Below are 1,357 nucleotides of genomic sequence, written 5' to 3'. Positions count from 1 at the left end.
TGATCTTCACAGTGGAGGTCATTAGCTGGGTGACCTATCGTCGGCGATCGCCCGAGACCACACCGCCATCTCGTCCGTACTGGCTCTTAGATATTCTCAATACACTGAAAATTGGTTTCGTGTATGGCATGTTTATCCAAGCACAAATTCTCGGAAGCTAGCGATGAACGATTCGGCTGCTTTGATCCAACGATTACTGGCTCTCACCACACCGCGATCGCCGGATGAGGAGGAAGCATTACTCCAAGAGCTAGAACAAGCAACCCTTGCTGACCAAGCCAGAGCCCATGCCTTTGGTCTGACCCCTGAAACTGTGGGGCAAGCAGTACGCGATCGCCTGCAGATGTTTCGCGCGGTCTACCACCCATTCATCCCCTTTTGTCAGCATCGCCTGGGCTGGTCGGTTCACGAAAGCCAAGCTCGCCTAGATACCCTTTGGTTGCTTTGGCTGCCCTTGGCAATGCAGCTCATCGCCGAGCGTCAGACCTTGGGTCGTCCCCTCATCCAGGGCATTTTGGGTGGACAGGGCACTGGAAAAACCACCCTGGCTGCTATCTTAACCCTGATTCTCAACCAGCTTGGCTACCGAGTTTGCGAACTCTCCATTGATGATCTCTATAAAACCTATGCCGACCGCCAAGTTCTGCAGGCCCAGGATGCCCGCATGAAATGGCGCGGCCCGCCAGGCACCCATGATGTAGACCTGGGTTTATCGGTGCTGCAGCAGTTGCGACAGGCCAATCCCCAAACACCTATTGCCATTCCTCGGTTTGATAAATCCCTGCACAACGGAGCCGGCGATCGCGCGGAACCGATGATGATCTCCGGTGCCGATATTGTGCTGTTTGAAGGATGGTTTGTGGGCACCCGCCCTGTGGATCCCCAGGTCTTTGACACGGCTCCCGAACCCATTACCACCGAAAGCGATCGCCAATTTGCCCGCGATATTAACCAAGCCTTGCAGGCCTATCTCCCCCTCTGGGAGCAGTTGGATCGGCTGATAGTGCTCTCGCCCACCGATTATCGCCTCAGTCAACAATGGCGGCGCGATGCGGAACAGCGCATGAAGGCCAGCGGTCGCTCGGGCATGTCCGATGCTGAGATTGATGCCTTTGTCCTATACTTTTGGCGATCGCTCCATCCTGAACTCTTTATCACACCCATGTGTCACCAGTGCGACTATGTTGACTTGGTGATTGAAATTCAGCCGGATCATGCCCCTGGTCGAGTCTATTGTCCTCAAGATCAACGCTCCGACGACAGATAAAGGGACGGAGGGCTTGCACAAGCTGCCGGGCTCGCTGGGTGACGGCAGACCAATTTTGAGTGGCGATCGCCTCGGCAGGAAAGAGCTGTC

The 1,357-nt window shown here is 55.3% G+C and carries 1 protein-coding gene; it reads left to right on the top strand.

All coding sequences use genetic code 11. The annotated features are described in order from the left end of the window. Nucleotides 1–163: 163 nt before the first annotated feature. On the top strand, nt 164–1,267 hold the full coding sequence (locus V6D20_20765; GenBank protein HEY9818212.1) for a hypothetical protein: 1,104 nt from the start codon (nt 164–166) through the stop codon (nt 1,265–1,267). Nucleotides 1,268–1,357: the final 90 nt, after the last annotated feature.

This window comes from Candidatus Obscuribacterales bacterium, from assembly GCA_036703605.1.
Lineage (GTDB): Bacteria > Cyanobacteriota > Cyanobacteriia > RECH01 > RECH01 > RECH01.
Note: the sequence above shows the minus strand (reverse complement) of the source record. Positions and strands in the feature narration are given on the sequence as shown.